The sequence below is a fragment of the Sorangium sp. So ce327 genome (genome assembly GCF_051530205.1).
GTDB lineage: Bacteria > Myxococcota_A > Polyangia > Polyangiales > Polyangiaceae > Sorangium > Sorangium cellulosum_B.
The window spans coordinates 2581047-2607302 of record NZ_CP150330.1 but is presented as its reverse complement, the minus strand read 5'-3'; the positions used below and the strand labels follow the sequence as shown (position 1 = coordinate 2607302).

At 71.3% G+C, this 26256-nt stretch carries 22 protein-coding genes; 5 read left to right on the top strand and 17 right to left on the bottom strand.

The features are described from left to right. Nucleotides 1-66: 66 nt before the first annotated feature. Entirely contained in the window at nucleotides 67-3162 is a 3096-nt protein-coding gene (locus WME95_RS09840; protein ID WP_437908145.1) for a CheR family methyltransferase, read from the top strand. A gap of 5 nt (nucleotides 3163-3167) precedes the next feature. On the opposite strand, the gene WME95_RS09835 is transcribed toward WME95_RS09840, so the two are convergent. The 3 genes from WME95_RS09835 to WME95_RS09825 form a co-directional block, all read right to left on the bottom strand. After that, nucleotides 3168-3527: a gamma-glutamylcyclotransferase family protein gene (locus WME95_RS09835; protein WP_437908143.1), complete on the bottom strand. Its 360-nt coding sequence runs from the start codon at nucleotides 3525-3527 to the stop codon at nucleotides 3168-3170. Further along, nucleotides 3524-3895, bottom strand: coding sequence for a response regulator (locus tag WME95_RS09830; protein WP_012234363.1), 372 nt, complete (start codon nucleotides 3893-3895; stop codon nucleotides 3524-3526). Before WME95_RS09830 ends, WME95_RS09835 begins: the two co-directional genes overlap by 4 nt. 502 nt (nucleotides 3896-4397) lie before the next feature. Continuing rightward, on the bottom strand, nucleotides 4398-4793 hold the full coding sequence (locus WME95_RS09825; RefSeq protein WP_437551228.1) for a response regulator: 396 nt from the start codon (nucleotides 4791-4793) through the stop codon (nucleotides 4398-4400). Nucleotides 4794-5239: 446 nt separating this feature from the next. On the opposite strand from WME95_RS09825, the gene WME95_RS09820 reads away from it, so the two are divergent. Continuing rightward, entirely contained in the window at nucleotides 5240-6991 is a 1752-nt protein-coding gene (locus tag WME95_RS09820) for an oxidoreductase (protein ID WP_437551226.1), read from the top strand. A gap of 42 nt (nucleotides 6992-7033) precedes the next feature. On the opposite strand, the gene WME95_RS09815 is transcribed toward WME95_RS09820, so the two are convergent. The 4 genes from WME95_RS09815 to WME95_RS09800 all read right to left on the bottom strand — a co-directional run bounded on the left by WME95_RS09815 (nucleotide 7034) and on the right by WME95_RS09800 (nucleotide 11867). Next, nucleotides 7034-8443, bottom strand: coding sequence for an adenylate/guanylate cyclase domain-containing protein (locus WME95_RS09815; RefSeq protein WP_437908140.1), 1410 nt, complete (start codon nucleotides 8441-8443; stop codon nucleotides 7034-7036). Continuing rightward, nucleotides 8440-10449: a hypothetical protein gene (locus tag WME95_RS09810; RefSeq protein WP_437908138.1), complete on the bottom strand. Its 2010-nt coding sequence runs from the start codon at nucleotides 10447-10449 to the stop codon at nucleotides 8440-8442. Before WME95_RS09810 ends, WME95_RS09815 begins: the two co-directional genes overlap by 4 nt. Next, on the bottom strand, nucleotides 10446-10667 hold the full coding sequence (locus WME95_RS09805; RefSeq protein ID WP_437534351.1) for a Franean1_4349 family RiPP: 222 nt from the start codon (nucleotides 10665-10667) through the stop codon (nucleotides 10446-10448). The genes WME95_RS09810 and WME95_RS09805 overlap by 4 nt, the downstream gene beginning before the upstream one ends. Before the next feature lie 120 nt (nucleotides 10668-10787). After that, a complete protein-coding gene (locus WME95_RS09800) occupies nucleotides 10788-11867 on the bottom strand; it encodes a geranylgeranyl pyrophosphate synthase (RefSeq protein WP_437908136.1) in 1080 nt (359 codons plus the stop codon). Nucleotides 11868-12004: 137 nt separating this feature from the next. Between WME95_RS09800 and WME95_RS09795 the strand changes: the two genes are divergently transcribed. Continuing rightward, nucleotides 12005-14008 (top strand): C1 family peptidase, encoded by a 2004-nt coding sequence (locus tag WME95_RS09795; RefSeq protein ID WP_437551218.1) that lies wholly within the window; start codon nucleotides 12005-12007, stop codon nucleotides 14006-14008. Between the two features lie 11 nt (nucleotides 14009-14019). Here WME95_RS09795 and WME95_RS09790 read toward each other — a convergent pair whose 3' ends face one another. The 6 genes from WME95_RS09790 to WME95_RS09765 all read right to left on the bottom strand — a co-directional run bounded on the left by WME95_RS09790 (nucleotide 14020) and on the right by WME95_RS09765 (nucleotide 20311). Further along, entirely contained in the window at nucleotides 14020-14817 is a 798-nt protein-coding gene (locus WME95_RS09790; protein WP_437908134.1) for a TetR/AcrR family transcriptional regulator, read from the bottom strand. A 155-nt stretch (nucleotides 14818-14972) separates the two neighbouring features. Next, nucleotides 14973-15248 carry a hypothetical protein gene (locus tag WME95_RS09785; RefSeq protein WP_437908132.1) on the bottom strand — a complete coding sequence of 92 codons (276 nt, stop codon included), beginning with the start codon at nucleotides 15246-15248 and terminating at the stop codon, nucleotides 14973-14975. 206 nt (nucleotides 15249-15454) lie between these two features. Then, nucleotides 15455-15901, bottom strand: a complete 447-nt coding sequence (locus tag WME95_RS09780; protein WP_012234354.1) for an NUDIX hydrolase — start codon at nucleotides 15899-15901, stop codon at nucleotides 15455-15457. After that, nucleotides 15898-17544, bottom strand: a complete 1647-nt coding sequence (locus WME95_RS09775) for a transglutaminase-like domain-containing protein (protein ID WP_437908130.1) — start codon at nucleotides 17542-17544, stop codon at nucleotides 15898-15900. The genes WME95_RS09780 and WME95_RS09775 overlap by 4 nt, the downstream gene beginning before the upstream one ends. A gap of 148 nt (nucleotides 17545-17692) precedes the next feature. Further along, complete coding sequence (gene pcnB, locus WME95_RS09770; RefSeq protein WP_437551210.1) at nucleotides 17693-18943, bottom strand: polynucleotide adenylyltransferase PcnB; 1251 nt, start codon at nucleotides 18941-18943, stop codon at nucleotides 17693-17695. 405 nt (nucleotides 18944-19348) lie between these two features. Next, nucleotides 19349-20311, bottom strand: coding sequence for a serine/threonine-protein kinase (locus WME95_RS09765; protein ID WP_437908128.1), 963 nt, complete (start codon nucleotides 20309-20311; stop codon nucleotides 19349-19351). Nucleotides 20312-20750: 439 nt separating this feature from the next. Here WME95_RS09765 and WME95_RS09760 point away from each other — a divergent pair, with 439 nt between their 5' ends. Beyond that, nucleotides 20751-21785, top strand: a complete 1035-nt coding sequence (locus WME95_RS09760; protein WP_437551206.1) for a site-2 protease family protein — start codon at nucleotides 20751-20753, stop codon at nucleotides 21783-21785. A gap of 12 nt (nucleotides 21786-21797) precedes the next feature. Here the strand turns inward: WME95_RS09760 and coaD are convergent, their stop codons facing one another. From coaD to WME95_RS09745, 3 genes are read right to left on the bottom strand one after another with little or no spacing between them, the layout of a single operon-like run. Further along, complete coding sequence (coaD, locus tag WME95_RS09755; RefSeq protein WP_012234349.1) at nucleotides 21798-22295, bottom strand: pantetheine-phosphate adenylyltransferase; 498 nt, start codon at nucleotides 22293-22295, stop codon at nucleotides 21798-21800. Between the two features lie 5 nt (nucleotides 22296-22300). Continuing rightward, nucleotides 22301-23794, bottom strand: coding sequence for a tetratricopeptide repeat protein (locus WME95_RS09750; RefSeq protein ID WP_437551204.1), 1494 nt, complete (start codon nucleotides 23792-23794; stop codon nucleotides 22301-22303). A gap of 7 nt (nucleotides 23795-23801) precedes the next feature. After that, nucleotides 23802-24698, bottom strand: coding sequence for a 3'-5' exonuclease (locus WME95_RS09745; protein WP_437908125.1), 897 nt, complete (start codon nucleotides 24696-24698; stop codon nucleotides 23802-23804). Nucleotides 24699-24982: 284 nt separating this feature from the next. Between WME95_RS09745 and WME95_RS09740 the strand changes: the two genes are divergently transcribed. Then, nucleotides 24983-25684 carry an HNH endonuclease gene (locus WME95_RS09740; RefSeq protein WP_437908123.1) on the top strand — a complete coding sequence of 234 codons (702 nt, stop codon included), beginning with the start codon at nucleotides 24983-24985 and terminating at the stop codon, nucleotides 25682-25684. 57 nt (nucleotides 25685-25741) lie between these two features. Here WME95_RS09740 and WME95_RS09735 read toward each other — a convergent pair whose 3' ends face one another. Further along, on the bottom strand, nucleotides 25742-26212 hold the full coding sequence (locus WME95_RS09735; protein WP_437908121.1) for a hypothetical protein: 471 nt from the start codon (nucleotides 26210-26212) through the stop codon (nucleotides 25742-25744). Between the last annotated feature and the right edge of the window lie 44 nt (nucleotides 26213-26256).

Sequence of the window (26256 nt, the reverse complement as noted above, 5' to 3'; positions counted from 1 at the left end):
TTAGTCCCTGTCAGGCTCCCGCCGTCGCGAGACGCGTGAGAGCGCGCCCAACCGTTCAAGCCAACAATGCCCGAACAGAAGAAGTCACGCCGGACGCAACTCGGGGCACCGGGCCCGAGCGACGCCGCGCCCCAGGCCGGCAGGGCATCCGCGCCGGGGCGCGCGCCCGTCCCGCCCGAGGACGCCGGCGAGAGCGCCGCGGCGGGCGAGCCGCGCCCCGAGGGTGAGCTGCGCTTTCCCGTCGTCTGTGTCGTCGCTTCGGCCGGCGGACGCGGCGCGATCGCGGAGCTCCTCCGGCGGTTGCCCAGCAGAGATACCAGCCTCTCTCTCGTCCTGATCTACAGCGCAGATCCAGGGGAGCTCCCCCTCCTCGAGCTCGTGGCGCAGAGCAGCTCTCTCCCTGTTGCCGAGCTCCGATCGGGGATGAAGCTCGCGCCGGGTCGCGTCCAGGTCCTGCCCCCGGAGGCGCAGGCGACGCTGGCGGGGCTCCGCGTCGAGCTCGCGCCGCGGGGCGAGGGCGGCCCGGGCCCTGGCGATCTCTTCCTGCGCTCGCTCGCGGGCGAGCTGGGGTCGGGCGCGGTGGCCGTCGTGCTGTCCGGCGCCGGGAGCGACGGCGCGCTGGGGCTGAAGGACGTGAAGGCCGAGGGCGGGGTCACCTTCGCGGAGAACCCGCGCGGCGCGGAGCGGCCAGCGCTCCCGCGGAGCGCCATCGCGGCGGGAGGCGTCGACTTCGTCCTCAGCGTCGAGGAGATCGCGGCGGAGCTCGTGCGGATGGGTCGCCCCGGGCACGTGCTCGCTCCATGGCTCAGGCAGGGTGCGCCCCTCGGCATGGACCCCGATCTCAGCAAGCTCCTTCGGCTGCTTCACGCCGCGGTGGGCGTCGACTTCAGCCAGTACAAGAAGAGCACCCTGAGGCGGCGCATCCAGCGGCGAATGACGCTCCATCGGCTCGCCACCCTCCAGGATTACCTGGATCATTTGAGAGCGCACCCCGGCGAGATCGAGGATCTCTACCAGGACCTCCTCATCAAGGTCACCACGTTCTTCCGCGATCCGGGCGCCTTCGCCGCGCTGAAGACCCACGTGTTCCCGGTGCTCATGCACAGCAGGCCGCAGGACTCCCCTGTTCGCATCTGGGTGCCGGGCTGCTCGACGGGCGAGGAGGTCTACTCTCTCGCGATCTCGTTGCTCGAGTTCCTCGAAGCCGACGCGACCGATCATGCCATTCAGATCTTCGGCACCGACCTGAGCGAGGCGGCCATCCAGCAGGCGCGGTCCGGGATCTACATCGAGAGCATCTCGATGGACGTCTCTCCCAGCCGGCTGCGCCGCTTCTTCGTCAGGGTACAAGGCGGCTTTCAGGTCAACAAATCGGTCCGCGATCTGTGCATCTTCTCGCGCCACAACGCCGCGGCCGACCCGCCCCTGCTGAAGCTCGATCTCATAAGCTGCCGCAACCTGATGATCTACCTGGAGCCGAGCCTGCAGCGCCGGCTGCTGCAGACGTTCCACCAGGCCCTCAAGCTCACGGGTTTCCTGCTCCTCGGCTCGTCCGAGAGCCTCACCACGGCGCCCGATCTGTTCGGGGTCGTGGACAGGACCCACAGGATCTTCTGCAAGCGCGCCGCGTCGGAGGCGGCCCACTCGCTCGCCCTCACCGCGCCCGCTCTGCCCGGCGCGCCGGTGGTCGCGCTGGCGTCGGAGAGGCCGCGGGAGCCCGAGGGGCTCGGCATGGATGCGGTGCGCAAGGAGGCCGACGCCATCGTCATGGCGCGCTATGCCCCCGCCGGCGTGGTCGTGGACGAGGAGATGCAGATCGTCCAGTTCCGGGGCAAGACGGGGCCCTACCTCGAGCCGTCACCGGGCGACGCGAGCCTCCACCTCTTCAAGATGGCCCGAGAGGGGCTCGTCCTCGGCATCCGGGCCGCCGTCGACGCGTCGATGACCTCGGGGGTGATGGCCCGCAAGGAGCAGCTCAAGGTCAGGCAGGACGAGAAGATCCGGTACGTCGACGTCGAGGTCTGGCCGCTCAAGGTGCGGCTCCCGCAGGGGCGCTGCTTCCTCGTCACCTTCTCCGAGTCGGGCGCCGCGCGGCTGGACCGGCCGGGCAGCGACCCGGCCCCGAGCGACGCCCAGAAGGATCTGGAGATCGTGCAGCTCCGCAGGGAGCTCGTGACCACGAGGGAGTACCTCCAGTCGCTCATCGATGAGCTCGAGGCGACGAACGAAGAGCTCCTGTGCACGAACGACGAGATCCTCGCGAGCAACGACGAGCTGCACAGGGTGAACGACGCGCTCGAGGGCGCCCACGACGAGCTCGAGTCGGCGAACCAGGAGCTGACGACCATCAACGAGGAGCTCCGCAGCAGCAACGTCGCGCTCGGCCTCGCCAACGACGAGCTGCGCAAGCTCCTCGGCGGCATGAACATCCCGATGCTGATGGTCGACGCGGACCTGCGGATCCGCCGGGTCGCCGGCGCCGCCGACAAGCTGCTCGGCCTCGCCGCGAGCGACGTGGGCAGGTCCATCCTCGAGGTGAAGTCGAGGAGCGTGGCCGACATCGCGCCGGTCGTCGCCGAGGTGCTCGGCAAGATGAGCACCGTCGAGCGGCACGTCGAGGACCGCGACGGGCGCTGCTATCTCATGCGAGCACGCCCTTCACGGACCACCGACGACGAGGTCGACGGCGCGGTGATCTGCTGGCTGGAGAGCGAGGCGCCGAGGCGCGCGGCGCGCGAGCTCGCGGGCGGGCGCGACCGCCTCTCCGCCGTCTTCGAGGTGCTGCGCCATCCGTTCCTCCTGCTCGACGGGGAGCTCCGGATCCGGGCGGTCACCCGGCGCTACTGCGAGCAGTTCATGGTCCCGCTCGGGGACATCGAGGGACGATCGCTCTCGGCCATCGATGCCGGATGGAACACCCCGCAGCTGGAGCAGCAGCTCCGGGATGTGCTCCACCGCCGCGCCGCGCTCGTCGACTTCCGCCTCGAGGCCGTGCTCGCGCACGCCGGCCGCAGGACGCTCTCGTTCTCAGCCTTCCGGCTCCAGGCCGACGAGGGTGAGCTCCCTGCCCTGCTGCTCGTCGTCGAGGACAGGACGGCGCCCGAGATCGATCCGGCCGCTCCACCCGGGCTGCGGCCAGCGCGCCGCGCCGGCCCCGGCTGACGCGCTCATCGCCGCCGTGTCCGCCAGTCCCCCGAGGCGATCCGAGGCCACCCCAGCGCCTGCGCTGCGGGCATCAGGTAGGCCTCGCAGAGCGCGCCTCCATGAAGCTCGATCGGCTCACGCCTGAAGAGGTCGGGGCAGTCCTCGTAGAGGTCGAGCGAGGGCAGCGCCTCCGGGTCCAGCTCGTACAGCTCCCCGAGGACCGCGACCGAGCCCCCGCTCACGAGCGCCGGGTAGGCGCCGAGATCGGCGAGCTCGAACGACGGGGCCGTGCGGGCGGGCCCGAGGCACCGCGCGCGCCCGAGCAGCGCGTGCGCGCGCTCGCCGCGCATCAGCGTGCCGTAGACGAACAGGCGCGCCGTCACCGGCAGTGCTGTTCGACCGCGGCGAGCAGCTGCTCGAGGTTGATCGGCTTCTTGAGGAACTGCGCCGCGCCGAGCGAGGACACGAACTCGTCGCGGCCCGTCGCCGAGATGATCACCACCGGGATCGCGGCGAGCTCCGGATCCTTCTTCTGCTCCGCCCTGAACTGCCAGCCATCCATGATCGGCATCATGAGATCGAGCAGGATGAGCCCGGGTCTCGGATCCGTTCTCAGCGCGCTGAGCGCCTCGCCGCCGTGCGCCGCCGACGCGACGGCGTACCCCTCCTCCTGCAGGAGCTCGGCGAGGGTCTCTCGAATATCCGGATCGTCATCGACAACGAGGATCCTCTTCAAGGGAGTGGCAGGCACGGTGCATCAACCACTATGCGAAAGCCTGACGTCACGGCGAAACAGGGAAAGCCCTGAATCCCTGCTCGGGTTCCGCTTGATGAGGCTCTTTCTGCGAGGAAGGGGGCTCATGAAGGTCTCTCTACGTCTCTCTACGTCTCTCTCCGGCAATCAGCGCCGCAAAGGCGCCTCGGAGCGGAGCCCGCTCCCGCGTCGCCCGTGCGGCCACGCAGCCGCGCGGGGTCGACGTTGGGTGAGCCGGCAGCTCTGGCAGGCGAGGTCGGGCGTACGCATTACGGCGATCGATCGTCGGCGGTCGAGCCCGATGTTACAGCACGGTGGCGCTCCGGCGAAGCCGCTCTGTGCCCGATCTGCGGCCAGCCAGGGTGAGCGCAGCGCGGCTTGGTCGCCATCCACCACGTCATGAGCGGCGATCCTACCACCGGCGCCGGGGGGCGCAGCAGCCCGGCGTCCGCCGGAACGACGGCCCGAGGCGCGCGCGACGTGGTCCGAACGGGCAGCGTCAACGGTCCATATCTGTGGAGCCGAGCGAGCCGAGCACCACCTTCGAAAGGGTGCCCAGCAGGACGTCGATGTCCACCGGCTTCGGGATGAGCGCGGCCGCATGCAGCCGCTCGGCGATCGCCTGCATCTCGTGGGGGAGGCGGGCGGAGAAGATCATGAGGGGCGAGGGCGTGCCGAGCCCCTCGATCTCGGAGACAAACCGGTCCGTCGTCATGCCTGGCATCGTCAGATCGAGGAGGACCGCGTGGAAGCGCCGCTCCGCGAGCGCATCGAGCACCGCGCGCGCGGTGGCGGTCAGCTCGACCTCGTACCCTTCCAGGGTCAGGAGCTCTTCCAGCATCGTCGCGGTGTCAACGTCGTCCTCCGCAACCAGGATCACGTGCTTGCCACACATGGCTCCCCTCGGCTTTCTTCAGTAGCGGGGGTCGCTCGCCAGGGCAGCGCGCCCTCTCTTCCCCGTGCTGGGGGAGGACGGGATGGGCGCTCGACGCTGCCCGAGCCTCCGCTGGCCAGCAGCCAGCGCAGCGCGAGCAACCTCGGTGATGCCCCGGTGTGACGGATCGCCCAAACACACCGGGGCGCTCGCCGCGGTGCGCCACACGTGCGACCACGCCACGAAGTGCGCAGCCCGACAGTCCGCCGCTGTCTGCCGATCCGGTACGTTCCGTTCCCCCTCTCCCGCCCAGGGCAATATGAAAGCCCGACTGCGCGCCGGATGCAACTCCGGGCAGAAGGAGCAACTCCGGGCGCAAGGAACCGACCGGGGGGCGGGGAGCGAGAGCAGACAGAGAGCGCGAACGGACTCCCCGACAGGGGAGACACCCTGGTAGACTCTCATGGATGCCTGGCGAACGCCGCGTCGCGCTGCTCGCGATGGAGCCAACCATGCCGGACGGTGGGGGAGCGCCGTCCAGCCATGGAGTCCGTCGTGTCGAGGCCTCCTTGCTCGCCGATCCGGACCTCGCCGGCGTGCCGATCCACGTGATCGACGCGCAGACGAGGGATCTCGACGCGTGGGTCGCGGAGGTCGAGACCGTGGACGCGGACGTGGTCGGCCTCGCCGCGCACGTCTGGTCGTTCCCCACGTTCATCGAGGTCGCGCGCCACCTGCAGCGCAACCGGCCGGGGCGCACGATCGCCCTCTGGGGGCCCCTCGCGCGCCCCGCGATGTTCGCGCTCGCGCCCTGGCGCGACGCCACCGCTTGCATCGACGCGCTCGTGCACGGCAACGAGCTCACGTTCCGGGACATCGTCCGGCTGAGCGAGCGCTCTCCCGATGCGCTGCGCGCCGTGCCGGGGCTGCACGTGTCCACCGCCGGCGGCTGGGTCTCGACGGGCGACCCCCTCCACGTGGCGCCCGACGCGCTCCCCTCGCCGATCCGGATGAAGCTGCTCCCGACCGATCGCGTCGTCCCGCTCGAGATCTGCCGCGGGGGCGCCATGAGCTGCGCGACGTGCGGCGTCTCCGCGGGCGACGCTGGCAGCGTCTTCTCCGAGGCCTACCTCGTCGAAGAGCTGAGCGCGCTCCGCGCCGCCGGCGCGCCGGGCGCGCAGATCGTCGACGCCCCTCTCAACCTGAGCGCGGAGGCGTTCCGGAACCTGGTGGCCGCGGAGAAGCAGGTCGGCTTCTTCAAGCAGGCGACGCTGACGGCATCGATCGATCCCGAGCACGTGCACGACGAGCACCTCGAGTTCCTCCGCGGCGTCGCGCGCGTGTCGCTCGACGCGCGGCTGCCGCCGCTCAACAAGGAGACGGGCGACGGCACGCAGCGCCCCTTCAGGGAGTCGAAGTTCGCGAAGGTGATCGAGGAGCTCTCGACGTTCACGGACATCGAGGTGGACATCCTGCTCGGCCTCCCGGGCGACGGTCCGATCACGTTCCGGCGCACGCTCGAGCGCGCGCGCGAGCTCCCGTGCAAGGTCCGCATCTTCCACAGCCTCGTCCTTCCGGACGACCTGATGGTCCGCGCGCCCGCCTCGTTCGAGCTCCGCTTCGACCCCTTCACGCTGATGATGCGCTCCTGCCTCGGCTGGTCCGAGGACGCGCTCTCTCGCGAGCGCAGCCGCCTCATCGAGATGGCCTACCGCGAAGGCGGCGAGATCACGCCGGACATGTGGTCGTTCCCCGGGCCTCGGGAGATGCGGCGGCCCGCGATGCCGCTCGGCAGCGGCGTGGTCCCGCCGGGCGCGGAGATCCGGGTCGAAGGCGCGACGACGCTCGCGCCGGCGGGCCAGGACTTGCAGCGCGTGCTCGAGCTCGGGATCAAGGAGGCGACCTCCGGCGGGTGGACGTTCGTGGAGGCCTCGGCGCGCCCGGGCGAGATCGTCGTCATCATGAAGACGCGCGACGGCGCGCTGGTCGTCGAGATGCGCCCCGCCTCCCCCACGGAGAACGCCTACAAGGTCGTGGACGGCGTCGCGTTCGGCTACCGCTCGCCGCGCGGCGTGAAGATGAGCGACGGCGCGCTCCGCCTGCTCGATCGCGTCCTCCAGCGCCTCCACGCGCCGGCGCGCACGGCGCTCGGCCTGTCGACGCAGGACGGCGGCCCCGGCTCGGCGCGCGTCCGGCGCTTCCGCGCCACGCCATCGTGACCCCCTCGCCCCGATAGCGCAGCGCGCGCCGCGAGCCTCCGGCTACTCCTTGCCGCGCAGGGCCGCCGGCGCCCGCGGCGGCATCGATTCCATGGGCCGGGCCCTCGAGAGGAGCTCTCTCCGGAGCTCGCTCAGGCGCGCCGGAGAGAGCTCCATGTGGTCCACGATGTAGGGGTGGACCTGGCGGCTCTTGCCCCGGATGCTCAGCGCGCCGGTCGGCTGCGCCGGGACGCAGTCGTCAAGGGTCGCGTACGTCGTCTGGCAGATGATGATCTTGGAGCCGAGCTCCTTGTTGAACTGCTCGAGGCGCGCGGCCGTGTTTACCGTATCTCCGATGCAGGTGTACTCCATGCGCTGGAGCGAGCCGATGTTGCCGGAGATGACAGTGCCAGTCGCGATCCCGACGCCCATCTGGATCTCGCCGCAGCCGAGGAGCTTCCGCTGGTTCATGCGCTCGAGCGCCTGCACCATCTCGATCGCCGCGATCACGGCGCGCTTCGGCGCGTCCTCGACGGAGAGCGGCGCGCCGAACACCGCCATCAGCCCGTCGCCGATGTACTTGTCGAGGGTGCCCCCGTAGCGGAACACGATCTCGACCATCTCCGTGAAGTACTCGTTCAGGAACGAGACCACGGCCTCCGGCTCGACCGACTCGGTGAGCGGGGTGAAGTTGCGGATGTCGGTGAACATCACCGAGACGTGCCGCCGCGTGCCTCCCAGCTTGAGCCGCCTCGGATCGGACAGGACAAAGTCGACGAGATCCTTCGACAGGTACCGGCCGAGCTCCTGCTTCTCGCGCTCGAGCCGGAGGCGGGCCATGGACTCCACCTCGGCCCGCACGACCAGGTTGCGCGACATCCGCGCGATGATGCCGGCGACGACGCCGGGGAGCGCGATGAAGAGGATCTGCTGGCACTGGTCCGCGATGTTGATGGCGTTCTCTCCGTAGACGGACACCGGGCTGATCGGGATCGCGCCGGAGCCGACCGTGACGGCGAGCACGACGGAGTTGAAGAGGGCCGACAGCCCCGCCGAGTACAGGCACGCCGCGAGGCTGTAGCGGAAGCCCGACATCAGGTTCCAGAGCACGTAGACGGTCGCGAGGTAGCTCGTGAAGTACTCGATGATCCCGGAGTGATTCCTCGCGTTCCCCAGGGCCGTGAGCGTCAGGAGCGCGAGGTCGACGAAGATGCTCACGTACTTGAGCCAGCCCGCGTAGACGCCGGGGCGCAGTCGGAAGAACGCGTAGAGCACGAGCGAGTAGGCGAGGTACCCGCCGGTCAGGATCGCGAAGATCTGGTTGGCGGCCGGCGTGTTGATCGTCCACACGTGCATGAGCGTGGCGGCGCTGAGCAGCGCGAACGCGAACCGGATGTGGTTCACGATCTGCTCGCCGCGCATCTCCTGCGCCTCCATGATGCGCGCGATCTCGGGCGACTTCTCGATGCTCATGTGCGCCGTCCCCCTGCGCGCCGCAGCCGAGACCGCGCCGCGGCGAGCCCACGCGCGCAGAGCGCCGTCGTCAGCGCTCTGCCCTGGTGGTGGCCCTCGCGACCGCGCTTCATGGGCACCCGGTAGAGCGGCTCCGCTGGCCAGGAGCCGTCCACGAGCTGGCGCTCGCCGAGGTAACGCATCCCTCGCTCAAGGAGCAGCGGATCGGGCCGCTCCCTCATCGCGGCCCCCTCGGTGCACGCGGCCGTGCGGAGCGGCGTCCCGAAGCCGCCGTCGAGCCGCTGCGATCGGAGCATCCGCGACAGCGTCGCGGCCTCGACCGCCGCGACCTCGTCGGCCCACCGCGCGTGCCCCGCCCTCCCCCGGTAAAGCCGCGCGAAGCGGAGGAACGCGAGGTCCGTGTACGAGGCGTCGTAGAAGCAAGCGCCCTCGAAGCCGCCTTCCGAGGCGGCGTCGAGCACGCGCCGCGCGTTCGCGTCGATGAGCCGCGCGAACCGCTCCGCGTCGAACGAGAGCAGGCCCACGAGCAGGTTCAGCCGGACCGTCGCGCAGTCGTCGCCGGCCCACGCCACGCCCGGCGTGGTCGGCCCGGCGGGCCCGCGGTAGAACCAGGTTGGAACGACGCCGTCCTCACCCACGTTGGCCAGCATGACCTCGATCCACGACTCTGCCCGCTCCTTCGCGGCGCCCGTCTCGGCGACCAGCTCGAGCACGACGCCGAGGAGGTCGCCGTCCGGCGGGACGTCACGGAACGCGCCGAAGTAGCGGAGCTCTCCCGCCGGGATCTCATCGAGCAACGCCGCGGCGTCGGCGCGGACGTCGCGCCCGACCTCCCCGATCTCGATCAGCGCTCTCAGGATCGTCGCCCGGACGAACCAATGCCCGACCGGCTGCTCGCTCGACCCGAGCACGCCGAAGCGCTGCACTTCCCAGGACTCGCGCCACGGCGCGGCGTCCAGGAGGAACGCGGCCGCCGCCTGCAGATCCGCGCGTGCCTCGTCGGGCGGCGCCGGCTCGCCCTGCGCGCGCGGCGGCCCGAGCGCCGCGCCGGGACCGAGGAGATCGCGGAAAGACATCAGCCCCTCGAAGAAGCGGAGGCGCTCGCCGAGCGCCTCGAGGAATTCGCGCTGCGCCTCGGCGAGGCCGCGCGCGCTCGGGCTCGTTCGAGGAGAGGTGGCCACGACCTCACGGGCGGACGCGAGCGTCTCCTGCATGCGCGCGGCGAGCGCGGCGCGGTACGGGCGGGTCGCGAGCAGGCTGTGGATCTCGCCGCGGCGCACGCGGGACGCGCGCTCGCCCGAGAGCGCGCGGAGCAGCGGAGGAGCGAGCCCCGCGCCGCGCAGCCAGAGCGCGAAGAGCGGCGTGAGCGTCGGCGCTGCGAGGTCAGGCGCGATCGGATCGATCCAGAGGCGCACGAGCCCATCCAGGAGCCAGATCGGCTCGGCCACGGCCTCTCCGAAGCGACGGGCGGGCGCGAGATCGTCGCCTGCGAGGAGCGCGGGCGCCGTCCAGAGGGCCACGGCCTCGCGCGCGCCGGCGGCGGTGGGCGCCGCCATGGCGCCGGAGCCGTCGATCTCGATCACCGGGTTCTCGCGCCACGAAGCCTCCGCCAGGTCGGCCAGGCCCAGGAGCCACCCGTGCGCGCGCGCGTCGTCCGCGTGCTGCGCGAGGAGACGCGCGGCGATCGCGCCCCGCGCGAGCGCGTCAGGAGCGCCTTCGATGCCCCCGGCGGCCACCGCGGCGACCGCCACGGCGGCGTCCGCGGCTGCGTCGCGCGCGGACACCCGCCCGCAGAGCCGCAGCGCCCAGCTGGCCCACGGGACGCTGCACCCGGGCGGTGTGCCCACGCTGCGCTCGAGCGCGGGCGCTCCCCACGCCGCTTCACCGCGCTGGAGCGCCCCCTCGGATGACAGATGCGCCGACCAGGCGCGCCCGCACACAGCCCGGTCACCCGGGTCGATCCATGGCCAGGCGGCGGTCACCCCTCCAGCCGGGGACAGCGTCACATACCGACTCCGCCCTCACGCGCCGCGGCCGAGATGGCCGCATCGACCGCTTCGGGCGTCGAGGTCGCGGCATCCCGGATGCGCTGGAGCGTCTCCGCGCCGACGTCGTACCCCTCCGCCTGGATGGTGCGCTCGGGATCGGCAAGGAGCTGCTGGCGGAAGCTCGAATCCACGACGGCACGACCGATGAGCTCTGCCTCTGATTTCTTCGACGTCACGACTCCTCGCTTTCTCGCTCGGAGGCTAGGAGACCTCCAAACGGCGAGCAAGTACAAGCAGGTGCGTCCGCGCGTGCTCGCGTCCTCGCGGGGTGTCGCGTCCGCGCACGACACACCGGTTCACCGCGGCGCGACGGCGGGCTCGCCGGCGAGCGCGCCGAAGAACGCGAGGAATACCCGCCGCTGGATCGCGACCATGTACTGCTCGCGCTCCCTGCAGAACCGCGCAGCCTCCGGTAGCCCGAGGGCCCCCGCGGCGACCTCGGCGCGAGCCAGCTCACAACGCGCCTCCTCCAGGATGGCGTCGAAGCCGCCGCGCGCAAACAGCCGCGCGCGCAGGGCCGCCGCGCTGCGCATCTCCTGAGCGCTAGAAGGCCCCCTGGCGGAGACGTCGGCCCCGCTCGGCGACGCCGCATCCGCCTCAGCAAGCGCCCAGAGCCGGGAGAGCACATACGTTGTGTTGCCGAACGCACGATCCTTCTCTGCGTGCAGCAGGTCCGCGAACAGCTGATGCGCTGCGACAAGGGCGGAAACGAACTCCTCGAGGGCAGCCAGGTGCTCGGCCTGCGACAGCGCGAACAGGGCCGCCGCCGCCGGGAGCACGAGCGGGCGCGAGCGGGCGAGCACCCGCCGGAACGCGGCGCCGTCCCGCGGGCCTGCGCCGCGGTGGAGCCGTCGCTCGAGGAGCATCGCCTCGCCATACCCGAGCCAGACCTCTTCGAAGAGGCCCCAGAACGCGCTCCCGCCGGGCAGCGAGCGGGCGAGCAACGCCTGATGGCGAGCGAACAACGCCCCGGACAGGAGCACCGTCGCTCCAGGCTCACCGACCCCTTCGTCCAGCAGATCATCCTCGATCCGGACGTGCAGGTACCCGACCGCTGCCGCCTCGGCGAGGTCGACGGCGAGCGGCGGAAGCGCCGGCGATCCAGCGTCCAGCGCAAGCGCTGGCCCGCCGGGACGCGTCGCGACCCAGAGCGGCAGCTCGAGCACGGGGAGCGCCGTCGGGTGCGAGAAGTAGCCCTCGCCTGGCTCCCCCTCGAACAGCCTGAGGCGCGCGGCGAGCTCATCGAACAGCGCGCCGAGCTCGCTCCCCAGCCGAGCCCGGAACGACGCGAGCCGCCGCAGCACCTCGGCCTCGAGCGCCGCCTCAATGGCGCCTCGCGCGCCCTCGCCTCCCCTTGCGCGGCAGTCTTCGCTCATCCCACCTCCGGACGGCGCAGGCGGCGCCGGCTCGGGCGACGCTAGCACGAGCAGCCTCGTCCGAGGGGGCGGGCGCCGCCGACTTTGCCCCGCGCGCCGCCCGTGCGACACTCAGCGACTTCACGAGATCAGAAACCATGATCGATTCCGAGCGTTTCGCTGGGCGTCACGCGGACATCACGACCGACGCGCGCGCTGACGTCCTCGATTTTCGCGACACCCTCTATCGCCCCACGATGGTGGAAGTGCCTCCGATCATGCCCCCGGAGCGCTTCGTGGAGTACGGCGTGCCGGTGCTCGACCAGGGCAAGAACAACGGCTGCACCGGCTTCACGGTCGCCACCGTGGCGCACTACCTGCTGCGCGGGCGCCGGGTCTCGCCGGATCGCAGCCTCGTCAGCCAGAACATGGTGTACACGATGGCGCGCCGCTACGACGAGTACCCCGGCGAGGACGACGCGAGGGGATCCAGCCTGAGGGGCGCCATGAAGGGCTGGCACAAACACGGTATCTGCTCCTATGAGCACTGGCCGTGGGACGCGAACGATCTCCACGGCACGCTCACGCCGGAGCGCGCAGTGGACGGGATGCTCCGGCCGCTCGGCCTGTATCAACGGGTGAACCACAGGGACCTCCCGGCGATGCACAGCGCCCTCGCGGAGGTCGGGATCATCGCGGCCTCGGCGCTGATCCCGTTCAACGGCTGGTATTATGGGACCCAGAGGAACGGCATCATCCCGACGGTCGACAAGACGAACCCCTTCATCGCCCCCTGGGGAGGTCACGCGTTCGCGATCATCGGGTATGACGCGGAGGGCTTCTGGCTGCAGAACTCGTGGGGTGTCGGCTGGGGCAAGGGCGGCTTCGGTCGACTCTGTTACGACGACTGGCTTCAATACGGCTTCGACGCGTGGGTCGGGCGGCTCGGCGTCCCGATCCGCCTGAACCAGGCGCGCTCGCTCCGCCCGCTCACGTCCACCAGCCGGACGTTCGCCAGCCTGCGGCCGCACCTCATCAGCGTCGACATGCACGGCCAGCTCCAGCAGCGCGGAGCCTACGGCACGTCGTCGGAGGACGTCCGTATCATCATGGAAGAGGATTTCCTGAGCGCGACCGCGACGTGGAAGCGCCGCCGGCTCGTCCTGATCGCGAGCGGCGGGCTGCGCCGGCAGATCGACGCGATCAACCGGATGTCGCGCCTCCGGCCGAAGCTGCTCGGGCACGAGATCTACCCGATCGAGCTCCTCTGGGAGACCGACCATTACCCGCGCCTCCTCGAGATCCTCCATCGCGCCACGGAGGGGCGCCGCCACGACGGCTACGATCCCAGGGCGTTCGGGTTCATGATCGATCGGCGCGACGACGCCCTCGAGCCGCTCGTCCGCCGCATGGGCGGCAAGGCCGAGTGGGACCGCATGAAGCTGGCCGCGGGCGACGCGACGATGGACGCCGACCACGGCGGCGTCCGCGAGATGATCGGCCGCCTCGCGTCGCTGATGGACGGCGATCCGAAGATCGAGCTCCACCTGGTCGCCCATTCGAGCGGCACGTTCCTGCTCGCACCGCTCGTCCAGCTGGTCACCTCGGAGAAGGGCAAGAAGATCGAGGGCGGCCCGATGCGAGGTCAGCTCGGGCTCGGGCTCCCCATCGAATCGCTCTCCCTGCTCGCGCCGGCGAGCGCCATCGACGCGTTCCGCGACACGTACATGCCGCCTATCAAGAGCGGCATGGTGCGCCGGTTCGCCCTGTTCACACTCACGGACGAAGCGGAGCTCCAGGACCACTGCGAGGTGTACGGCAGGTCGCTCCTCTACCTGGTGTCGAACGCCCTCGAGCGGCGCCCGCGGGTGCCCGGCACGAGCGGCGTCCCGCTGCTCGGCATGGAGGCGGGGCTCCTCGATCCCGAGAACGCCGACGTCCTTTCGCTGCTCACGGAGACCAAGGACGACCGGCCCGTCGTGTTTCCGACGGCGGAGTGGATCAAGGGGCCCAACACGAGGTTGCCTCCTCACGGCTCCGAGGCGCGGCGGCATGAGGACTTCGAGAACGACATGACCACGTGGAAGTCCGTCATCGCCCGCATCCTCAACCAGCCGTTCGCCGATCACCTGCCGCCCATGTCGGCGCGGGATCCGTGGTGAACGCGCGCCCCTCACCCCTCCGGGCGGCGCCGCTCCGCTGAGCTCAGCCCGCGGAGGGCCGGGGCGCCGAGCCGCCCGGACGCGAGCGGCGGCGCGCTCGCGCCGCTCAGGAGGAGCGCGAACGATGCGCGGATCTCCTCGCCGAAGTTGATCCGGAAGAGGCCCATATCGGGGCGGCTGCGGATATCGCGGATCACGTCGCTGGGATCGCAGACCTGGCGCATCCCGATGAGCAGGGCGTACATCCGGATGAGGGTCGGGCCGCCGTGGCCGGGAGCGAGCGACGGCAGGCACCGCTCGAGCAGCACCCCGGTGCGCTCGACGTGACCCAGGAGAGAGAGCTTGAAGCGGAGCGCGGCCTCGTAGCTGACGTTCTGCTCGAGCACGCTGTGGAGGATGCCGAGCAAGCGTGTCATCGCGTCGCGCGCGGCGAGGGTCGTCGACAGGATCGAGGCGACGCTCGCCGAGGCGTCCTCGGCAGACGCGCCAGACGCGCCGCGGCGGGCCCGTGAGGGCCGGGGGCGCGCCGCGCTCGCGTCGCCGCGGGAGGCGCAGAAATGCGTCAGATGGATATCCACATCGTGGAACCACTTCGCGAGCTCTTGATCGACGACCGCGAGAAAGAGCTCCTCTTTCGTGGTGAAGTAGAGGTAGAGCGTGCCCTTGGCGAGCCTGGTGCGCTCGGCGACCTGAGCCATGGTGACCTCGGAATAGGGGGTCTCCTGGAACAGCTGCCAGGCTGCGTCGATGATGAACCGCCGCCGCTCCTCCTTCTGCTCCTCCTTCCTCGCTCTCCGCGTCGAGCTCATAGACTCCCCGGTCTACGATGTCTCCAGAAGCGCCGCAATCCAGACTCAGCGGTCACCACACAGCGCGAATTCGAGCCGACGGGCGCGACCAGCGCTCGCCGCGATCGCTCAGCAGAGCAGCGAAACGCATGTTGCAGCCGCGGTAACCGCGTTCATCACATTTCGCCGGACACGGTCACACCGAACCCGTGCAGACCAAGGAACATCGGGGCAACGCCCGAACGCGCCACCCGTTCGACGGTCCTTGAGAGGGCGCGCGCGACCCGCGCCGGGAGCCAGCCCGACCCCTCGGGTACACCGAGAGGCGCGGCGGCGCGCGAGACGCGCGCGACGCGCGGCGCGGGCAGCGCGAACAGGCCAGCGCCGTCGTTGCAGGGTAGCGCAAAGCAGAGAGGAGAAGAGACCACGGTCGCCACCACGACGACCGCCAATCCCCTCATGATCGTCGAACCAGCGCTCACCCCTGCACCCACATCAAACCTAGCGCTGCCACAGGCGATTGTCGTGAGCGGCAGGGCAGCAAAATAACGCTATCGCTGTCCAACAATGGAAGTTCGACATGGAGAGTCGCCCTTTCTGCGACATCCCACCTAGGCCCCGGCCGCGCCAAGTCGGGCGCTCCCCGGATCGCGCTCTTTCAGCCGGCGGCCGCCATCGCCAGGGCTTTATGGATCACGCGGAGCGCGACGTCGGTGAGGCCATAGGCCGGCAGCTCGGGGACGGGCACGAGGGCCACCTCGGAGGCGTCGTCTCCTGGAGAGAGGGCGCCTCCGATCGACTCGCACAGATAATCGAGGATCACATAGTGATAGGGAGTCGCCACGATCTCCACGACCTCCACGAGGGGGCCGACGCGGACGTCGAGGCCCGTCTCTTCGCGGATCTCGCGGGCAACGGCGTCCGCGAGCCGCTCTCCGGGCTCCACGCGCCCACCCGGAAGCGACCAGGAGCCCTCGAGGGGAGGACGAGCGCGCTTGACGACGAGCACGCGCGGCGCGTCAGGCGCATCCGGCCGGCGATCGATGACGACGGCGCCCACCGCGACGCGCGGGGGCGAGAGGGCGCATGCCGGCGCGTCGCTCACGGGGCGGCAGCTTCCGTGCGGCCGGCCTTGCAGCGGACGTCGCCCGGCGTCGCGACCGCGAGATCGTACTCGCCCAGCGCGAAATCGCCGGGGATCACGACGGCCCCGTCGTACCGGCCGCGGTCGTCGGTCGACAGCGAGCCGACCGTCACGCCCTGCGGCGCCGCGGTCCCCGTCAGGATCACGTCGACGCGGACGTGCCCGCACGGCGCCCCGGCGCTGCTGACCTGTCCCTGGAGGTGGAGGGGAAAGCCGCGGCGGATGTCCTTGTCCAGCGCGGTCACGACGACGTCGGTGCTCTCCGCCGCGCGCCCGGCCGCATCGCTCGTGGGCGTGGGCGCAGGGGGCGGCGGCACGGCGGCGCCGCTGCTCCCGGCCCCTGGGCCAGCAGGCCCCGGCTGCGCCTGCTCGGCGCGCGTGCGGTCGGCGAGATCCTGGCCCGAGTCGCGCTGCTCCGGCCAGCTGTAGGGATCCGGCGGCGGCACATGCGGCGGGCGGCTCGGATCGACCTCCTGGTCCATGTTGAGGGCGGCCCCCCCGAGGTCGATGCGGTGCCAGAGCGAGCCATCGAAGACCTCCACCCAGGCGTGCGCCTCGTTGACGACCATCCGCGCGGGGATCCCGATGTGCAAGGCCGTGACGAGGAACGCGAAGGCGCGGTGGCGGCAGACGCCTTTCCGCGAGAGCGCGAGATCCAGGTAGATGTCGCCGTTCCCCTTGGGCGGGTCGTCCGACGGGGCGAACGACCGGAAGTACTCGACCATCTTCTGAACGACGTCGCGCGGCCGCATCGCGGACGAGATGCCGATCGCCTGGGCGACCTGCTTGAACGCCGCCTCGTGGGAGGCCTCCTGCGGCCCGCGGAAGGGCTCGAGCTTGCTCCAGCCGACGTCGGCGAAGTCGCTGCCGAAGGTCGCGCGGGGGATGGCGAGCTGCACGATGAGCCGGACGCGCGCGCTCTTCGTGCCGCGCACGAACCAGTTGTCGGCGCCGTCACGCAGGACGACGACCGGGGTATCGGGGTTCACGTGCATCCGCACGAGCCGCGTGTCCGGCCCGACCGTCGGGATCCGGACCGGCTCGTTGGGCACGAGATCGACCGCGATGTCCCCGTAGAACGCCTCGTCGCCCGCCGAGACGGCGCTGTCCGCCTTGACGGTCTTCAAGATCCGATCTCGGACGACGAGCGAGTAGTCCGCCCTCACGGCGTCGTACGCTTGCAGCCGCTTGAACGGCGCGGTCGCGGGGGAGAACGGATCGTCGTAGCGCTCGACGTTCGGCCGGCGGGTGTCGCGATCCGGCTCGTAGGACGCGTCGGGGCCGGCGTCGGATCCGACGTTGCTGTAGACCTGCTGCTGGTTCGACGGCGGGCGCTGCGGGTCGGGCGCCGTGGCCAGGCCGCTAGGCGTCTGGATCGCCGCGGGGAGCCCGCCGTCGAGCGTCGTCGTGGCGAGCGACACGTCCTCCGCGGGATCCGGCGCGATGAACTCGTGCAGGAGCGACGCCTGCGCATCGGCGAGCCGCGACACGGCGCAGGCGAGCGCGAACACGAGCAGGCTGCGCGCCGAGCCGCCGAACCGGCGCCTGGACACGGGGACAGCCGGCGAAGCAGCAGGGCGCAGGCGCGCGACCGGAGAGGACATCAGGGGTCTCTTATGAAACCAGAAACCCCGGTGATGTTCCACGGCGGCTGGTCGGTTGCAGTCAGCGACCTGCCCGGCGGCCATCTTCGATCGCGCCGGCGGCGCCCAGGTCGCCCACGTCGCCCACGTCGCCCACGTCGATCACCGGTCAGCGCCGGAACTGCGCGGCGTCGGCGTGCTGGCGCCGCGGGTGCGGGGCGGAGCGCAGCCGGTCGATCGCTTCGGTCGACTCTCCGCGCGCGGTGAGCTCGGCGGCGAGCACGTCGAGGGCGGGCTGGAAGATGTCCGTCCGCGCGAAGCGGCCAGCGCGACCCCCCGCGAGCCTCGGCAGGACGGCGACGATGCGCCGCATGCCGTCGGCGTAGCGGCGGGAGATGGCCAGCCGGTCGATGAGAGGCTCGAGGAAATCGGCGACCGCCGCCGCGCGGTCGCGGACGCCGTCGCAGGCCTCCTTCATCGGCTCGAGGAGCAAGAGCGTCCAGAGGACCGTGTCGTCGAGCGGGCGATCCGCCGCGGTGCGCCGGTCGACGTAGTCGAGCACGCGCCAGAGGCGCTGGCCGGGGCCGTCATCGCCGCGATCGTCGTAGAGCAGCGCCGAGACCTCCGGCAGGAGGACGTCGAGCACCCCGGTCTCCCACGCGAGGTAGATGGTGCGGCGCGCCTGGCCGCCGCGCAGCAGGCGCAGGATCTCCTCCGAGAGGCGCGGGCGCGCCGCGAGCGCGAGCGCCTCCCGGCAGTAGACGACCGCATCGTAGACGTCGGGGGTGATCGCGAAGCCCAGCCGACCGGCGAACTTGAGCGCGCGCAGGATGCGGATCGGATCCTCGCGGAAGCGCGTCTCCGGATCGCCGATCGTGTGGACCACCTGGCGGCGCACGTCCTCCATGCCGCCGACCCAGTCGAGGATCTGCCGCGCCTCCACGTCGTAGAAGAGCGCGTTGATCCGGAAGTCGCGGCGGAGCGCGTCCTCGTGCGCGACGCCGAACGCGTTGTCGCTGCGGATGAGCAGCTCGCTCCCGTCGTCGGAGTCCTCCTTCGGGTTGCGGCGGAAGGTCGCCACCTCGATGACCTTGCCGCCCTGGAAGAGGACGTGCACCAGGCGAAACCGCCGGCCGATGATGCGCGAGTTGCGGAACAGCTCGCGGACCTCCTCCGGCCGCGCGCTGGTGGCGACGTCGAAATCCTTCGGGCGCCGATCCAGCAGCAGATCCCGCACACATCCGCCTACCAGGTAGGCCTGAAAGCCGTGGCGTACGAGGCGTCGCACGACTTTCTGGACGTCCGGATCGATCCGCGCCTCGTCGAAGACGACCTGGTAGCGCCGCGGGGTGGGGATGTCTTCGTCGACGAGCTCGACGCGGAACGGATCTTCGTCGAGGGCGCCTGTGTCCGTCGGCATGAGCTCGCCCTCGGGCCCAGCGCGTGGCCCGAAGGCGCTGCGGCTCTCGTACATCGGGAGTTCGGCGTCGTGAAACGCCGCTGTGCCGTTATCAGGTGATGGGGTCGCGCGACCCATAGTCAGCAACCGAAAAAGCGCCAGGCAAAGCCTGGAGGGAGTGGAGGACGACTGGCGCGCGATTCTGGGATTCCAGTACTCGCTGGAGAACCGACCCGCGCAGACGAGGCCCGCGCCCGCGGACCTCCGAACCACGCCGGCTCGCTCGCCGCGGCCAGTGTCGGCCTGACGAGCGGATCCGGCTGTCGCCCGGAACAAGAGATGGTAACGGCCGTCTAGCAGGGCTTCGCCGTGAGAGCAAAGCCGAGGCGCAGGGGGGCCGACGGAAGCCTCCGGAGCGAGCGGGCTTCACGGTTTGGTGCCCCAGTGCCCGACGCCGGGGGGCAGCGGCGCGCCGGCGTCGGGCGGAACGGCGGACGACGTCCCGGCGCGGGCCTCGGGCGTCGCGAGCAGCGCCTGCCGCAGCTCCGCCATCGAGGCGAACCGGCCGCGGGGGTCCTTCACGAGCGCCTTGCGCACGACGGCGTCGAGCTCGCGCGAGATGAGCAGCCCCGGGTGTACCCGGTGCAGCGGCGGCGGCGGCTCGCGCCCGTGCTTCTCTGCGATGGCCGGGTACGGGCCTTGAAAGGGGACACGGCCCGCGAGCATCTCGTAGAGCACGATGCCCAGGGAGTAGACGTCGGCGGCGGACGCCGCCGGCGCGCCCTGCGCCTGCTCGGGCGCCATGTACTCCGGCGTCCCCACGACCCGGGGGAGCAGCGCGCCTTCGGCGCCTTGGCCCTGGATGAACGAGAAGCCGAAGTCGAGCAGCTTGACGATCTCGCGCCCGTCGGCCGCGTGCACGAGGAACACGTTCTCCGGCTTCACGTCGCGGTGGATCACCCCGGCGCGGTGGGCGGCGTCGACGCCCGAGGCGAGGTCGGCGGCGATCCGGACCGCGCGAGACGGGACGAGCGCTCGGGTGAACGTCAGCGTGTCGGCGAGATCGAGCCCGACGAGCAGCTCCATCGCGAAGCACGGCGCGTCGCCGGCGCGCTCGAGCGCTTCGACGCAGAGGACGTTGGGATGACGAACGCGTGACGCCGCGCCGGCCTCTCGCTCGAACCGCGCGACGAGCAGCGGATCGTCGCGAAGCTCTGCCCGGAGGACCTTGACCGCGACGCGCGGCGTCGCGGCCTCACGCGGCCTGCCAACGCGATCCGCGAGGTAGACGTGCCCGACCCCGCCGCTGCCGAGCAGCTGCACGACGCGGTACTTGTCGCAGAGGAGCTTGCCCACGAGCGCTTCAGCGGCGACGCGAGCGGGAGGCATGGGATCGATCGTAGCGCAGTCGCGCCTGCCGAAGGGCACGGAGGGCACACGGACGCGACGGCGGCGCAGAAGAGCGCGCTGGCCAGCTGCGCGCAGCCAGGAGAAGTTCGCGCCCGTACCATCGGCCACATCGCGCGCCCCGCTGCAGCGCAGCGCTCCGGCCGCGACCGTTTCCACCGACCGGGCCAACGCCACAGGAGAACCGTGGCGCAGCGAGATGACGCGCAAAGTCATCGGTGTGCGCGCAGACCTTGTCGAGCCTGCAGCGGACGTGGTCGAGGGTCCCGGGGCCAGACGAGCAGCACACCGCCACCGCAGGGTCGCGCGCCGCCCAGCAGCGCGGCGTGCGCTTCCAGAGCGCGGCTCGCTGCCCGCCCTGAACGCAGGCGCGCGTGGATCGCTTGAGCCGCGACGAGGAGGCGGCCACGCTAGGCGCCGCATGACCGACGACCGTCGATCCTCCACCCCGAGCACGCTCGACCTCGACGCCGAGCTGGCGCCTGCGGCGACGAGCTCCGCAGAGCCGAGCGCAGCAGCCGCTTCGCACCCGCCCCCGCTGCGATGGCAGAAGAACCTCGCGCTCTTCTGCCTGACGGTCGTCTCGGTGTTCGTCGCCGGCACCCTCTGGACCCCGATCACGCCGGACGACGACAGCGCGCTCTCGTTCGTGAAGGCGCTGCCGCAGACGTGGCCGTTCGCAGTGCCGTTCCTGTCGATCCTGCTGGCGCACGAGTTCGGGCACTACTTCGCGGCGCGCGCGCATGGAGTGGAGGCGTCGCTCCCCTACTTCATCCCGCTCCCTGTGGTCAGCCCGCTCGGCACGATGGGCGCGGTGATCTCGATGAAGGGCAGGATCAAGTCGCGGAACGCGCTGCTCGACATCGGCGCCTCCGGCCCGCTGGCCGGCCTCGCGGTGGCGCTCCCCGTCCTCTTCGTGGGCCTCATGCACTCGGACGTGCACGCGAGCTCCGGACCTGCGCTGCAGGAGGGGCGCAGCCTCCTGTATCTCCTGCTGAGGCGGCTCGCGGTCGGCCCGATCCCCGAGACCCATGACGTCTTCCTCGGCCCCACGGCGATGGCGGGGTGGGCCGGGCTGCTCATCACGGCGTTCAACCTCTTTCCCGTCGGCCAGCTCGACGGAGGGCACGTCGCGTACGCGTTGTTCGGCAAAGATCAGGACCGCTACAGCCGCGCCGCGCACTGGCTGATGCTCGCGCTCTTCGTAGGCAACGTCGCCTATTTCACGCGGCACTTCATCGCGGAGGGGCTGTCCGACGCGCTCATCTCCGCGGTCGCGAACGGGATGCCGTGGCTCACGTGGTTCGGCCTGGTCCACCTGATGTTGCACGTGGGTGGGCGGGAGCACCCTCCCACGGAGGCCGGCGAGCTGTCGCCGGCGCGCAAGGTGATCGCGGTGGTGACGCTGCTCCTGTTCGTGCTGCTGCTAATGCCGACCCCGTTCGGCACCTACTGAGCGCGCGGGCGCTCAGGGTTTCGCGGCGCCGAACTTCGCCCGGAGCGCGTCGCAGACGGCGGCGGGCGCGTAGTGGCTGACATCGCCGCCGTGGCTCGCGATCTCGCGCACGAGCGACGCGGAGACGAAGCCGTAGTGGGTGCGCGTCGGCAAGAAGACGGTATCGACGCCGGGGAGCATGTCCGCGTTCGCGTGGGCGATCTGCAGCTCGTACTCGAAGTCGGTCGCCGCGCGCAGGCCGCGGACGATCACCCGCGCGCCGACGCGCTGGCAGTACTGGATGAGGAGCCCCTCGAACGAGTCGATCCGCGCGTTCGTCACCTCGCTCGTGGTCTGGCGCAGCAGCTCCAGCCGCTCCGAGTACGTGAACAGCGGGTGCTTCGTCGGATGCCGGCCGACGGCGATGATCACCTCACCGAACAGCTTGGACGCCCGCTGGATCAGGTCGAGATGACCGAACGTGATCGGATCGAAGCTCCCCGCGTAAACTGCCAACAGATCCTTGGACATCACGCTCACTGGTCCGGCGTCCGCTTGGGAGCGCCCGCGGGCGGCGCCGACTTCGGAGCGGCCGCGGGCGGAGCCGACTTCGGAGCGGCCGCGGGGGGGGTCAGCGGCGGCTGGAGTGCGGGCCCCTGGGGCGCAGGTGAGCCGGGCGCGCCTGCTGGACCGGCGCCCTCTGCTGGCGGCGCGGCGGGAGCCTGCCCTTCGTTGACGGGCGCCGGCGCGCTGCCCCGGAGCACCTTGTTCACCGCGGTGTCGTCCTCGATCCACATGAGCCGACCGCCGTCGCCGAAGGTGACACGGAAGTAGGCGAGCAGCCCCGCCCCGATCACGCCGTCCAGATCGAGCTGGAGCTGCTTCTCGACCGCCTGGAGCGGCGCCCCGTACACGCCCGGGACCTTGGGGATCTCCAGCGCGCCCAGCCGCAGCATCGGCACGACGCCCTGCTTCAGCTTCTGCTCTGGATCCTGCTCGACCCCCTTCAACCCATCGGCCTCGAAGCCGGCCTTCTTCCAGCCTTCCTTGTCGAGCGCGATCGGGAACGTCATCGACGTGTCGATGAGCAGCGGCCCCTGCACCGACTTGTCGGGGCCGAGGCTGCTCCGCAGCACCATGCCGCCGCCCTTGATGAAGGCGACGTCGACGCGCGTCGCGTCGGGCGGCGCCGGCGGGGAGAAGCTGCGCACGACGAACTGCCAGCCGCTGTAGTCGATGGTCGCGTTGAGGCGGCGGAGCAGGTTCACCCCGAGCAGCGCCTTGACCGGCGCGCCGATCTGCTTCGAGACGCCCGACAGGTCCTGCGTGAGCGCGGGCACGTCGTTGATCTCGAGCTTCTTGCCGAAGCGGAGGGAGACCCAGCTCGGCTCCTTGCGCGTGCTGCTGTCGAGGACCACCTCGCCCGTGCCGGTCGACACCATCGCGAGCGCCGACTCGCCGTCGATCTCGAGCGGGACGACGAAGAACGGGGCCGCGGGGCTGACGTGCTGCATCTCGATCGCCGCGAGGAGCGCGCCCGAGACCGTGAACGGCGCGCGCCCCGCGCCGCGCCTCGCCAGCTTGGCGATCGACTTCGCCCACTCGTCGACGACATCGGGATCGTCGAGCATCGCCTCGAGCTCGTCGGCGGCGGCGTCGAGATCGCCCTTGTACCAGAGCGCGCGCCCGCGGAGCCCTGCGGCCTCGGAGCCGGCGACGCCCTTGAGGAGGCGCAGCGCCTCGGCGTAATCGAGCCGGGCCAGCGCGATGCGCCCCGCGAGCAGCCGGGCCTCGGTGTCGGTCGGGACGATCGTCAGCGCCCTCGAGACCGCATCGCGCGCGTTCTCGACGTCCGCGGACTGGAACTCCTGTCGAGCGCGGGCGAGCCATTTCTCGGCCGCCGGCGGGCGGGCGGACTCCGGGCCGATCATGCTCGAGCACGAGGCGAGGAAGGTCGCGGTCAGGAGGCCGCCGAGGCGGACGGCGAGGGAGCTTCTCGTCGGCGAGGTTCGGTTCGAGTGGATTCGCACGTGGATCTCAGGCCCTTTGCGGCACACCGTCCGGCCCGAGCTCTCCCGGCGAAATCGGCTCGATCGCCAGGATGCGATCGGCCCGTAGCTCGCGACGGCTGCGCGACGGGAGCAGATAGCCGAGAACCCGGGGTGGGTCGAGGTCCGTTCGCACCCCCGTTACGCACACGACGAGCTCCTCCGGCCCCCGGCGCGCCGGACGGTACCTCACGCGCACGATGGCGGCATGCTCGGCCGCGCGCACCGCCGCTGCCACCAGCGCCGGGCGGGCGTGGCGCTCGCCGATCCGGACGTGCCACAGGTCGCGCGGCGTCCGCGGCGCGAGGACCTCCACGATCTTGCGGAACACGGCGCGCAGGGCATGGACGTCGTCTTCGGCGCGGTGAGCGCGCTCGCGGTGCACGCCGAGCTCCCTGCAGAGGGAGGCGAGGCTGTGGCTCGGCAGGGCGAAGGCCCGGCGGGAGAGGACGAGCGTGTCGAGGTAGTACGGGAGGCGCCTCGCCCTGCCCGCCCGCGCAAACTCGGCCTCGAGGAACGCCACGTCCCATGCGGCCGCGTGCGCGACGAGCACCGCGCCCGCCGTGACCTGGTCGATGCGATCGCAGAGCTCGGCGAACGTGGGCGCGCCCGCGAGCTCCCGCGGATCGATGCCGTGCACGTGCGCGTTGCCGAACACGCCCGGCTCGGGCCGCACGAGCGACGTGATCGCGTCCTCGCACGCATCCCCCCGCGTCCGCTCGGCGCAGACCTCGATCACGCGATCGCTCTCGGGGCGGAGGCCCGTCATCTCGAGATCGAGGAACACGAGCGGCGCGCTCTCGATCGGATCATCCCAGGGCGAGCCGGCAAGGGGCTCCGCGCCGGTCGCCCGCTCGGGCCCCACCCCTTCGCGCTGCTCCGTCATCCGACCTGCTTCCCCACCACGGCGGCTCGACCCAGGAGACGACCGTCCCTCGACATGGACGCGTCTTAGCGAATACGGCGCCCGATCGAAAGCGCTCCGCGCGGAGCGTCGAGCGCGGCGCGCCCGGCCCGTGACGTACGGGCTCCGGCGCGCAGCCCGAGCTTCGACAGGGCGGGCGCGGGGGGTCCGAGGCGATGCCCTGACGGCGCAGGGCGCGGCGTCGCGCCGGATCCGCCGCACGGCAATGGCAGAGATCCAGCAGAAACGCCGCCGTGCAGCGCCGGATGTTCACCGGAGCTTTCGTTGCTACACTGCCCAGCGTGCCGGACGGGGTAGCTACAGTCCCGGGGGGCTCTCCTCGCGAAGAGCTCGATCTCGGCGACGGTTTCTCGGGGTTCCGCTGCGAGCGTAGGACCGAGCCGCTCGATCTCCCGGTCCTCGTGGTGAACCGCTTCTTCCAACCTGTGCAGATCACGACCGCGCGTCGCGCTTTCCTGCTGCTCTTCGGCGGGGCCGCCCTCGCCGTCGACGAGGTCGGCGATCTCCACGATTTCTCGGCGTGGCGGAGCTTGCCGGTGCGCGAGAAGGACGACGGCCTCCCCGTGGTCGGCGGCTCGCTCCGCGTGCCGCGCGTCCTCCACCTCCGCCGGTACGACCGCATGCGGCGCCCGACGATCCGGCTGACGCGGAAGAACGTGATGCTCCGCGACACGCACCAGTGCCAATATTGTGCCCGCCGCCCGCCCGTCCGTGATCTCAACATCGACCACGTGCTCCCCCGGTCGCGCGGCGGCGAGGACACCTGGGAGAACCTCGTGACCGCGTGCCGCACGTGCAACCTCCGCAAGGGCTGGCGCACGCCGGACGAGGCCAGCATGCGGCTCATCCGCCAGCCTCTGCCGCCGCGGTGGTCCGCGACGATGCAGATCCTGATCGGCTTGCCGCATTCGTTCGACGAGTGGAGCCCCTTCCTCAGGGCCGGCTGACGGGCTCCCCGTAGGTCTCTCCTCGGCGCCGAAGGCAGGCGCCGACGAGCCGATCGTTCACGGCGCCACGGTCACTCGCCCTTGGTCGTCGCAGTAGGCGATCGCTCTCCACCCCTCCTCGGTGCAGAGGAAGAAGTCGATGCAGCCGGTCCAGCACGCGGTATCCACGCAGGTCTCCGCGGCATCCGCCGGGCAGTCCGGCTGCTGCAGGGCGGGCGAGCAGCCCGCGGCCTCGCCGCTGCGATCGAGCGTCACGACCTCGCACGCGTCGGGGCCGCCACCCGCGCCCGCATCCCTGTCCCCGGCAGGCTCACCGGCGGAATCGCAGCGCGTGGCCTCCGTCCAGGCCCCCTCGAGGCAGTCGTAGAGCGCACGACACGCGGCATCGTCGCAGGTGCCCCCCCGGCCGACCGGGCACCCTCCCTGGGGGATCTGGCCGCACAGCTGCGGCTCCGCGATGGGATCGCAGCCTGCCGGCGCGAGGGCGGCGACGGCGGCGGCCGCGATGAGGCACAGCGGGATCTTCAAGACGGCCGTCTGAGGAGAGCTCGGATTGCCGGCGCGAGGGGAGA